Here is a 10234-nt window from a genome sequence, read left to right on the forward strand (position 1 = left end):
TGTAAAACCCGCCCCTACGGAATTACGATCGACTCACAAAACACGATATAACTAATAACTAATAACTAATGACTAACATAAAATTTCTACAACCAGGAGATTTGCTCAAAGTAATTGCCCCAAGTGGCACTTTGCGAGAATCAACCAACTTTGAGAAGGGTGTAGAAATTTGGAAATCCCGCGGCTATCGACTTGAATTAACACCCGGTTTTGACGATCGCTGGGGCTACTTGGCCGGTTCCGACGAAAACCGCGTCCGACAGCTAGCAGATGCCCTCAATGACCCGGATTGTCGCGGTATTCTCTGTGTTCGAGGCGGTTTCGGCAGCACTCGGCTTTTGGAAAAAGCAAATGTGGGAGATGGGGCAAATTCCCAATTTCCAACTCCCGATTCCCATTCGCCGAAATGGTTAATCGGCTTTTCAGATATTACTGCTTTACTGTGGAATCACGATCAATTGGGTATTTGGGGGGTTCACGGGCCGATGCTGACAACTTTGGCGGCGGAACCGGATTGGTCTGTCGATCGACTTTTTGACTGCATCGAAGGTCGTCCCTTACAATCTTTGCAAGGTAAAGGATGGGGCAGCGGCAAAGCCACCGGGCGGCTGTTTCCGGCGAATCTGACGGTGGCTTCTCATTTGCTCGGAACCCCGTATCAACCGGATTTGACCGGGGTTATTCTCGCATTTGAGGATGTTTCCGAGGCTCCTTACAGGGTCGATCGAATGCTGACTCAGTGGCGGATGGCGGGGGCTTTCGCAGGCGTGCGGGGCATTGCTTTGGGGCGCTTCAGCCGCTGCGAGATTGACCCGAGTATTCCCAGTTTTAGCATTGAAGAAGTTTTGCGCGATCGGCTTTTGGACTTGAATATTCCCATTGTCTCGGATTTGCCCTTCGGCCACGAGGGGGTTAACGCTGCTTTACCTGTGGGAATTAGGGCTTGTCTCGACGCTGAATCGGGATTGCTGATTTGCGGCGATAAATCGCAACTTTAGATTAAGGATCGACGTCTGCAACTTTAGCTTGAGATTTTGCACCAGCTAAATAGTCCGTTTGGGTGAAATTGACACAGTTGGCAGAAATTAGATTTAAAATGGATTGTGTATGCAAATGTCGGCGCCAATAAGGCAAAAAGATTTAAAAGTTTCGAGAGGTTGATATGAAAGCACACAACTTGTTAAACAGTATTGCTGCCACTGTGCTAGTTGCAGGATTGGCACTTACGGGCATTTCCTCAAGTGCAGTTGGCGAACAGATACGGAATAACGATCGCATAAATGGAGTAATTCGCCGCACTTCCCCGATTTACCGTTTCCGAAATATGTGGGTTCCGGGATCTCCGACGGAAGAATTGCGCGGTCAAGAATACACATTCAGCGCAAGGGAAGGCGACAACATTGAAGTGTTTTTAGATACAGATAGAAGTGGCGGTTTTACTCCGGTCATGGTGCTGTTTTACGGGAACAACAAACAAGTCGCTTTTACGCAAGACCGTTCTTTTAATTATCAAATTCCCCGTAGTGGCGATTACAGGCTTTTAGTGTTAACGAAAGATGCTGCCAGAGGCGGTAACTACACGCTGGAAGTTGCGGGAATTGATGGGGGCGACAGACGATCATCGGGCAATTCGCGGGACGACGATTGGTACAGCGGGCGAGATAACGGGCGAGATAACGGTCGATATGACAGATCACAGCTTTTGCAAGATGATTTTGGCTTGCGATCGATCAACTGTAGCGAGAGACGTTCTATGGTGAGAGTAAGGTTTGATGATAACAATCAAGACTCGACTTACTGCGCTGTCCCGACTAGAAACTTTCCGGCGGGAGATTATTACTACAATTCGCGGACTAGAGATTTAGATTCGGCGAGGGTGAATAATAATAGGAGGTTCGATGAGGGCAGCGATCAATGTCGGGTAGTGGTGGGCGGAGTTTGTGTGACGAGATAGTAGGGTGCGTCGCTCTCTACAATCTACAACGAAGCTCGAAAATGTCACAGCGACGCACCCTACAAAATACCGTGGGTGCGTCGCTATTTACAATCTACAACTAAACTCAAAAATCTCGCAGCGACGCACCATACTTACGGGTGCGTCGCTCTGTATAATCTACAACTAACCAAAGAAACCGGGTTTTTTACGGTCATCTGTGGGCTGCAACACGTCTTTCAGAAAAAACCCGGTTTTTGACTACCCGCGCCTTCAGAATTATTGGTATATTAATAATATTAATGATGTCGCAAAATATGAGCGTTAAAGAACTTGAAACAGCAATTATGAACCTGTCGGTTAAGGAACTATCAGAACTCACTAATTGGCTGATAGAGTATCGCCAACAGGTTTGGGATAGGCAAATTGAAGACGATTTGGAGGATGGGCGGTTAGATGCGCTACTTGATGAAGTTGATGCCGAGTATGAAGGGGGATTGACTAAAGTGTTATGAATCATCTGACTTTACCGCGTTTTTGGCAGTGCTATCACCAGCTACCTAAAGAAATACAAGCACTAGCCGATAAAAATTACGAATTACTCAAAGTCGATCCGTATCACCTTCGCTGCATTTGAAAAAAAGTTGGCAGGCGAAAGCATTTGCAATCGGTTCGAGTAGGCGATAGTTACCGAGATATAGGAGTTGAAAAACCTGAAGGTATTGTCTGGTTTTGGATAGGAGTCATGGCGATTACGATGCAATATTAGCTCAGAAATAAGGTTCACTTTGAATCCTTGAAACTAGAAAGTATGTCATCTATCAAACATAGGGGTGTCATGGAAATGCACAGTATTTGATTGATTAGGAGGTAAAAAAGCTGTATGGCTAGCAGAAAACCGGGTACGAGTATCAAAACCCAGCCTATACAAATAATGTAAAAATTTGAGCTGTACAGCAAAGGAGTAAATACAGCAGTGAGAAAAAGCGATTTGATAAAAAATGGTAAGTTACCCTGAGAGTTTATATTCTCTGAAAGATAGCTTATAATGTCTAAAACATTGGGCGAAAACTTGCCCGGACGACGAGTAGGCTTGTAGATAAACCCGAGTACAGACATATCTATCCAAAGTTGTATAGTGGATTCAAATTTTATTTTTTTCATAGTGTTAACGTCTGGAGTAAAAAATAATGTAAGATCAGCATCCAGAATCTACCCGTTTATATTCTCCAGTATTGCTGTAAGCTGTTGTGCATTTAATTTGTATGTTGAGGGCGGGCAGGATGCCCACCCCACAAGAGGAAAAATTTATTTGACTATGCAATTTAAATGCGGATTAGCTTACTAGGTTTTTATTCAATTAGCGTCCCCAACGAGTGGGAAAAACTCCATTCATTATACAGCCCATATAATGCAAGGAGTCTAGATGTCATTTGCGAGGCTGGTGGTGCAAAAATGGCGGTTCAGCTAATTTACCGCCAGCCTCGCAACCAACCAAATCCCGATCGCCCAAAATCGAACTCAGCCACTCCCCTCATCTCCCTCCCCGCTGACAGATGAATTTTTTGTCAAAAAGGACGATCGCACAGTGGTAAGCTACCAAAGGCATTAAAATACCTAAATCCGAGAAAAATTAAGATGTCAGCATTAAATGAAGTTCCCTTGCTGTTGCGGGCAGCCCGCGGCGAAACCCTAGACCGCCCGCCCGTATGGATGATGCGCCAAGCCGGTCGCTACATGAAAGCCTATCGAGATTTGCGAGAAAAGTATCCCTCGTTTCGCGAACGTTCCGAAATTCCCGAAGTGGCGATCGAAGTTTCCCTTCAGCCGTGGCGCGCGTTTCAACCCGACGGCGTAATTCTGTTTTCCGATATTGTCACCCCCATGCCGGGTTTGGGCATCGACATGGACATCGCCGAAGGCAAAGGCCCGATTATCCACGCACCCATCCGCACTCAGCAGCAAATCGACAACCTGCAACCGCTGAACCCGGAAGAAAGCTTGCCGTTTATCAAAACAATCCTCAAATCCCTGCGCGAGGAAGTCGGCAACAAATCCACCGTGCTCGGTTTTGTCGGTGCGCCGTGGACTTTAGCGGCCTATGCGGTTGAGGGTAAAGGTTCCAAGGATTATGCCGTTATCAAAAATATGGCATTTTCCGATCCTACTTTACTGCATCAGTTGCTGTCGAAATTCGCCGATGCGATCGCAGTTTACGTGCGCTATCAAATCGACTGCGGCGCCCAAGTCGTGCAAATGTTCGACTCCTGGGCCGGCCAACTTTCCCCCCAAGACTACGACACCTTCGCCCTACCTTACCAGAAACAAGTATTCGAGCAAGTCAAAAAAACCCATCCCGATACCCCGCTAATTCTGTTAGTCACCGGTAGCGCCGGCCTCCTCGAACGCATGACAACATCCGGCGCTGATATCATCAGCGTCGATTGGACGGTTGATATGGCCGACGCGCGCAAGCGTTTGGGCCCCAACATGAACGTTCAGGGAAATCTCGATCCGGGCGTGTTGTTTGGTTCTCAAGCGTTTATTCGCGATCGAATTCTTGATACAATTCGCAAAGCGGGCGATCGCGGACACATCCTCAATTTGGGACACGGCGTGTTACCGGGAACTCCCGAAGACAACGTGCGTTTCTTCTTTGAAACCGCAAAACAAGCCGACAAATTGCTTGCAGTTGCTGCTTAATTTGACAGCGATTAAAACCCCAAAAGCCTGTAGGGGGCGGGTTCACCAACAGCCTTAAAAAGTGCAAACAGGCTAAATAAACCCGCCCCCACCCCACCGAAAATCCCTTTTAACGGCTGGTAGCGATTAGAACCCGGAGATCCCCCTAACCCCCCTTAATAAGGGGGGGACAAGAGCATTCAAAGCCCTCGTTTTAATGGGACAAGAGTATTCAAAGTCAACCCCTACTCCCCTTAAGAAGGGGGATTTAGGGGGATCTAAACTCGACTGTCACCTAAATCTATGGGCTACTAAAGCCTTAATTTCACACCAATAACTCTTCCCCCCTCCCTCTTCCCCTGCGGCAAAATGAACTCCAAAAAAATTTTTGTGACGGGTGCAAGTGGCTGTATCGGTCACTACATGGCCGAAACTTTGATTCAAGAGACAAACCACGAACTTTACCTATTAGTTCGCAACCCAGAAAAATTAAAATTTGACTGGAAAGCCCGCCCCGGCATCCATATACTACAAGGCGATATGCGAGATATCGATCGACACGCCGATCTTCTGCAAACAATTAATGTAGCAATTTTAGCTGCCACTGCTTGGGGAGGAACTCAAGAAGTTTTTGATGTTAACGTCACCAAAACTCTCCGCCTAATTCAACTACTTTCGCCACAGACTTGCCAGCAAATAATTTATTTCTCAACTGCCAGCATTCTCGGTCGAGACAACAATTTGCTCAAAGAAGCCGGGGAACTGGGGACAGATTATATTAGCTCAAAATACAACTGCATGGTGCATTTGTCAGCCTTGACAAATGTGCCTCCGATTACGGCACTTTACCCGACATTAGTATTGGGAGGAGACGCAGAAAAACCAGTCTCTCACTTGTCATCTGGTCTGCCCCTTGTCGCAAAATGGATTGGTTTGATTCGCTGGTTTAAGGCAGATGGAAGTTTTCACTTCATCCACGGCGCAGATATTGCTAAAGTAGTTAATTATTTAGTTGAACATCCGCCGGCTTCCGAGGAAACGCGACATTTTGTGCTAGGAAATCCGGCGATTACAGCTAACGAAGTGGTAGAACAAGCGTGCAACTATTTGAATAAAAAAATATTTTTTCGGATTACTCTGTCACCTTGGCTGGCCGATTTCTTTATTTGGCTGTTCCGAATTCAGGTGGCTGCTTGGGATAGATTTTGCATCAGCTACCGCCATTTTACCTATCAAAATCTTGTGAATCCCGAAAGCATAGGAATGCCGAGTTACTGCGGCACAGTGGCCGATATGTTAAGAACTAGCGGGATTCCCGATAAAAATACAAAGTAGCGCGTACACTCCGCACCAATAATCGGACGGGCTAGAAGCCCATCCCACAATCTTTCTTGTGGGATGGGCTTCTAAGCTGTTCGACATTTAAACCGCTAACGAGGCCTGTAGGGTGCGTCAGCTAGAACACTTACTAAGCAAGGGAAACAAGATAGGGCTGACGCACCCTACAATACTATTTTAAATGCGTAACAGCTTAGCCCGTCCCTAATTATTTATCCTATTCAACTCTACTATTTCAAATTCTTTTTTGCTTGATTCCTACAGTTTTGAAGCGATTATCGCCAATCAAGGGTCAAATACGATAAGATGTTAGCATTTGCAAACTTTAACAGGGAACTGCCAGCTAAAAATTGCGCTCATTCTCTTGGCTTTAGGGGGTCTTACCCCTCGCCAGATATTCGATCGAGTGCAAGATCGTAATTTTAGCCTTAACATTAAGTCTTGAGAGTCGATCGAACTTTCACGCCCCTAAGCCCGATCGCAAGTTGTTGTTTACTGATGTGAGGTTTAACATAATATGCGAGTTCTTCTAGTTTACCCCCTGTTTCCGAAAACATTTTGGTCTTACGAGAAAATTCTAGAATTAGTCGATCGTAAAGTGCTGCTGCCACCGCTGGGTTTGGTAACGGTAGCAGCTATTTTACCCCAAGAATGGGAATTTAAGTTAGTCGATCGCAACATCAGACAAATCACCGAAGCAGAATGGGAATGGGCAGAGCTCGTTATTCTCTCCGCCATGATTGTCCAAAAAGAAGATTTGCTAGACATCATTCGCGAAGCCAAACAGCGCGGTAAATCCGTAGCTTGCGGCGGCCCTTACCCGACTTCCGTACCCGAAGAACCTCAAGCAGCGGGCATAGATTACCTGATTCTCGACGAAGGCGAAATCACCTTGCCCATGTTCGTCGAAGCGGTACTGCGGGGCGAAAAAAGCGGAATGTATCGATCGGACGGCGTAAAACCCGATGTTACCACAACCCCCGTTCCCCGCTTCGACTTGCTGGAATTAGACGCCTACGATTCGATGTCAATTCAATTTTCGCGAGGTTGTCCATTCCAGTGCGAATTCTGCGATATCATCGTCCTCTACGGCCGCAAACCCCGCACCAAAAACCCCCAACAATTGATTGCAGAACTAGACTCTCTCTACAACTTAGGTTGGCGGCGCGGCGTGTTCATGGTAGACGACAACTTTATCGGCAACAAACGCAATGTCAAACTGTTGCTAAAAGACTTACAAATTTGGCAAGAAGAACACAAATTCCCGTTCACTTTCAACACAGAAGCCTCCATCGATTTAGCCCAAGACCAAGAATTGATGGAGATGATGGTAGCTTGCAATTTTAATGCAGTATTTCTAGGGATTGAAACCCCCGACGAAGAAAGCTTGCAAATGACCAAGAAATTCCAAAATACCCGCAACTCCCTGATAGAATCCGTAGAATTGATTGCGAAAACTGGTTTGCGAGTAATGGCCGGATTTATCATCGGATTCGACGGCGAAAAACCAGGCGCAGGTCAACGCATTGTAGACTTTGCCGAAGCAGCAGCAATTCCTAGTACAACCTTTGGAATGCTCCAAGCTTTGCCTCATACTGCATTGTCCCACAGACTAGCAAAAGAAGGGCGGTTGCGCGACAAATCGGGCAACCTCAACCAGACTACTTTGATGAACTTCATTCCGACGCGGCCGCTAGAAGATATTGCGAGGGAATATGTCCAAGCATTTTCTGATGTGTACGATGCTGAGAAGTATTTAGACCGCACTTATCGGCATTTCTTAATGTTAGGTGCACCGACAGCAAAGATACCTGCTAGAGTTCCGAGTTGGATCGATTTGCGGGCGCTGCTAACAGTGGTTTGGCGGCAAGGAGTCAAGCGGAGCACTCGCTGGAAGTTCTGGCATCATTTGTTCAGCATTTTCAAGCGTAATCCGGCGGTTTGGGATCACTATTTAACAGTATGTGCTCACAACGAGCATTTTCTGGAATACCGCCAGATTGTGCGGGATGAAATAGAAGCTCAATTAGCTGACTTTTTGGCTAATGAGTCTCAAACTGTATATCAAGAACCTGTTGCTGTTGAGGAAAAGCAAGTGCAAGCGGTTTAGGGTTGGAGAATTCAACCGCAGATAAACGCAGACAAACGCAGATGAATGTAAGATTGTCTGCGTTTATTTTGTTAAACTTATTTTACAGACTTAGTTTTTTAAGATCATGGAAACTGTAAATATTCATCAAGCTAAAACGAATCTCTCACGACTATTGTTGCGTGTGGAACTGGGAGAAGAAATCATTATTTCCAACGAAGGCATCCCAGTCGCAAAATTGGTTCCGTTTCGTACTTCATCCAATCGACGAGCTAGTTTAGGGAAAGATCGAGGGCGATTTCTTTTGCCAGAGGACTTTAACGATCCTTTGCCAAAAGAGATTTTGACAGCATTTGAGGGAGATGAAGAGTGAAACTCTTGCTGGATACGCAGTGTTTTTTGTGGTGGTTTGCCCAACCAGATCGATTGAATGAGGAGGCGATCGCACAGATTGCTGATGAAACGAACGAATTGTGGTTTTCTGTTGCTAGTGTCTGGGAAATGGGCATCAAAGTTGGGATCGGAAAGTTACCACTCCCAGAACCGATAGATACCTACATTTCGACACGCATGATACAGTTAGATGCGCGATCGCTGGAAATTACAGCACCTCATGCCCTGCGAGCGGCTGCGTTACCATTACATCATCGAGATCCCTTCGATCGAATGCTGATTGCCCAGGCTCAGATGGAGGAGATGACGCTTGTGAGTGCTGATTCAATGTTCAAGCAATACAGCGATATTGCTATTCTTTGGGCGGCCACTTCGTGAGATTAATCTCGTTTCCAAGCTCTGCCTGGGAATGTCATATTCTGCTGCTCTACCACCTCTTGAAAGCAGGCGAGAGAGCCTCCCGAGGCATTCCCAGTTTCTGACTGAAAATGTGAAATACTACTATTGGCGGCAGCACTTATTTCGGCAGATAGAGGCGCGATCGCCCGCAAATATGAAAATCTAATTACAAGATAAAAAATATCAAAATAGCGATCGCCCTCAACCCGCCATGTTAGGAACAAATCAACTCAGAACAGCCGCTCTCTTAGGACTCCTAAGCGGCCTTCTCGTTTTAGGAAGTTATTATTTAATCGGCAACGAGCAAGGACTTTACATCGGTTTAGCGCTAGCCGCCTTCTCAAGTTTTAGCTCTTGGTACTATTCCGACACGGCGGCTTTAATGGCTTACCGCGCTCGCCCGATCGCCCGCAGCGAAGCTCCCGAACTCTACGACATTGTAGCATCGCTGAGCGAAAAAGCCCAAATTCCCGTACCGAAAATCTTTGTAGTTCCCACTCAATCTCCCAACGCATTCGCCACAGGAAGAGACCCGGAACACGCGACAATAGCAGTTACGGAAGGTATCATGAATCTGCTTTCCCGCGAAGAATTGGAAGGGGTTTTAGCGCACGAACTGACGCACATCCGCAACCGCGACACCCTCACTCAAGCAGTTGCAGGGACGATCGCCGGCGCAATTACATTTGTCGGGCGAATTCTTACTTTTGGAGCGCTTTACGGCCCGGTGACGCGGGATAGCAGACAAGGCGCGAATCCGTTTGGCTTGCTGTTTTTAATCATTTTAGCACCGCTATCAGCAACTGTAATTCAATTGGCGATTTCTCGGACGAGGGAATTTGCAGCCGACAGCGGTGCGGTGGAAATTACCAATAACCCGATCGGTTTAGCAAACGCGCTGCAAAAATTAGAGAAATTGGGTCAGGAAATTCCGATGCACGGCAATCCTGCGATGTCGCCGCTGCTGATTGTGAATCCTTTTTCGACTAAAGGTTTGCAGTCACTTTTCCGCACTCACCCGCCGACAGAGGAGCGCATTCAACGCCTTTTGGAAATCGCGCAGCAGCAGCAAGGTACTCCAGTTATGGCCTACGTACCCGGAATTTGATCGATCGAAAATGCAGCAACAATATTTGGCTCTTCCTTACTTAGTATGCTAAATCAATAGCTAAATCAGTAAAGTAAATTGAATAAATATGTAAAAATATTAATCAAGCCCTTGTCAGGCTTGACATTGGGGCTAGTTTAATTGTTAACTATAAATAGTGACAAGATTTTTAGGGAGCGAATTACAGTCATGACCACAAAAAAGGGTACTAAAGTTCTAACCCACATTCCGCAGATATTCAGACAAATTTAATAATTTTAAATTTGGAGGCATGAAACCCTGAAATAAATAC

12 protein-coding genes are annotated in these 10234 nt (G+C 46.2%); 11 read left to right on the top strand and 1 reads right to left on the bottom strand.

Translation table 11 applies throughout. The features are described 5' to 3' along the window. Positions 1-68: 68 nt before the first annotated feature. The 10 genes from QUB70_RS01540 (at position 69) to QUB70_RS01585 (ending at position 8813) form a co-directional block, all read left to right on the top strand. Positions 69-998, top strand: coding sequence for a S66 peptidase family protein (locus QUB70_RS01540; RefSeq protein ID WP_332977974.1), 930 nt, complete (start codon positions 69-71; stop codon positions 996-998). 164 nt (positions 999-1162) lie between these two features. Next, positions 1163-1954: a hypothetical protein gene (locus QUB70_RS01545; protein WP_332977975.1), complete on the top strand. Its 792-nt coding sequence runs from the start codon at positions 1163-1165 to the stop codon at positions 1952-1954. A 296-nt stretch (positions 1955-2250) separates the two neighbouring features. Next, positions 2251-2448: a hypothetical protein gene (locus QUB70_RS01550; RefSeq protein WP_332977976.1), complete on the top strand. Its 198-nt coding sequence runs from the start codon at positions 2251-2253 to the stop codon at positions 2446-2448. Then, positions 2445-2570 (top strand): hypothetical protein, encoded by a 126-nt coding sequence (locus tag QUB70_RS01555; RefSeq protein ID WP_332977977.1) that lies wholly within the window; start codon positions 2445-2447, stop codon positions 2568-2570. The genes QUB70_RS01550 and QUB70_RS01555 overlap by 4 nt, the downstream gene beginning before the upstream one ends. 692 nt (positions 2571-3262) lie before the next feature. Next, positions 3263-3493: a hypothetical protein gene (locus QUB70_RS01560; protein WP_332977978.1), complete on the top strand. Its 231-nt coding sequence runs from the start codon at positions 3263-3265 to the stop codon at positions 3491-3493. Between the two features lie 78 nt (positions 3494-3571). Continuing rightward, entirely contained in the window at positions 3572-4636 is a 1065-nt protein-coding gene (gene hemE / locus QUB70_RS01565; RefSeq protein ID WP_332977979.1) for a uroporphyrinogen decarboxylase, read from the top strand. A gap of 348 nt (positions 4637-4984) precedes the next feature. Beyond that, entirely contained in the window at positions 4985-5950 is a 966-nt protein-coding gene (locus QUB70_RS01570) for an NAD-dependent epimerase/dehydratase family protein (protein WP_332977980.1), read from the top strand. 520 nt (positions 5951-6470) lie between these two features. Beyond that, positions 6471-8063 (top strand): B12-binding domain-containing radical SAM protein, encoded by a 1593-nt coding sequence (locus QUB70_RS01575; RefSeq protein WP_332977981.1) that lies wholly within the window; start codon positions 6471-6473, stop codon positions 8061-8063. A gap of 106 nt (positions 8064-8169) precedes the next feature. Beyond that, the gene (locus QUB70_RS01580; RefSeq protein ID WP_332977982.1) at positions 8170-8415 is read left to right on the top strand and encodes a type II toxin-antitoxin system Phd/YefM family antitoxin; all 246 of its coding nucleotides are present in this window, start codon (positions 8170-8172) and stop codon (positions 8413-8415) included. Next, positions 8412-8813 carry a type II toxin-antitoxin system VapC family toxin gene (locus QUB70_RS01585; protein ID WP_332977983.1) on the top strand — a complete coding sequence of 134 codons (402 nt, stop codon included), beginning with the start codon at positions 8412-8414 and terminating at the stop codon, positions 8811-8813. Before QUB70_RS01580 ends, QUB70_RS01585 begins: the two co-directional genes overlap by 4 nt. Positions 8814-8815: 2 nt before the next feature. Here the strand turns inward: QUB70_RS01585 and QUB70_RS01590 are convergent, their stop codons facing one another. Further along, a complete protein-coding gene (locus QUB70_RS01590; RefSeq protein ID WP_332977984.1) occupies positions 8816-9058 on the bottom strand; it encodes a hypothetical protein in 243 nt (80 codons plus the stop codon). On the opposite strand from QUB70_RS01590, the gene QUB70_RS01595 reads away from it, so the two are divergent. Beyond that, a complete protein-coding gene (locus QUB70_RS01595) occupies positions 9046-9942 on the top strand; it encodes a M48 family metalloprotease (protein ID WP_332977985.1) in 897 nt (298 codons plus the stop codon). The genes QUB70_RS01590 and QUB70_RS01595 overlap by 13 nt on opposite strands. The last annotated feature ends 292 nt before the right edge of the window (positions 9943-10234 follow it).

Origin of the sequence: Microcoleus sp. A003_D6, from assembly GCF_036702825.1 — a bacterium.
Taxonomy (GTDB): domain Bacteria; phylum Cyanobacteriota; class Cyanobacteriia; order Cyanobacteriales; family Microcoleaceae; genus Microcoleus.

Coding starts and splice junctions, on each gene's coding strand:
- QUB70_RS01540 (WP_332977974.1), top strand. CDS start 69: ATGACTAACATAAAATTTCTACAACCAGGAGATTTGCTCAAAGTAATT.
- QUB70_RS01545 (WP_332977975.1), top strand. CDS start 1,163: ATGAAAGCACACAACTTGTTAAACAGTATTGCTGCCACTGTGCTAGTT.
- QUB70_RS01550 (WP_332977976.1), top strand. CDS start 2,251: ATGAGCGTTAAAGAACTTGAAACAGCAATTATGAACCTGTCGGTTAAG.
- QUB70_RS01555 (WP_332977977.1), top strand. CDS start 2,445: ATGAATCATCTGACTTTACCGCGTTTTTGGCAGTGCTATCACCAGCTA.
- QUB70_RS01560 (WP_332977978.1), top strand. CDS start 3,263: ATGCGGATTAGCTTACTAGGTTTTTATTCAATTAGCGTCCCCAACGAG.
- hemE (WP_332977979.1), top strand. CDS start 3,572: ATGTCAGCATTAAATGAAGTTCCCTTGCTGTTGCGGGCAGCCCGCGGC.
- QUB70_RS01570 (WP_332977980.1), top strand. CDS start 4,985: ATGAACTCCAAAAAAATTTTTGTGACGGGTGCAAGTGGCTGTATCGGT.
- QUB70_RS01575 (WP_332977981.1), top strand. CDS start 6,471: ATGCGAGTTCTTCTAGTTTACCCCCTGTTTCCGAAAACATTTTGGTCT.
- QUB70_RS01580 (WP_332977982.1), top strand. CDS start 8,170: ATGGAAACTGTAAATATTCATCAAGCTAAAACGAATCTCTCACGACTA.
- QUB70_RS01595 (WP_332977985.1), top strand. CDS start 9,046: ATGTTAGGAACAAATCAACTCAGAACAGCCGCTCTCTTAGGACTCCTA.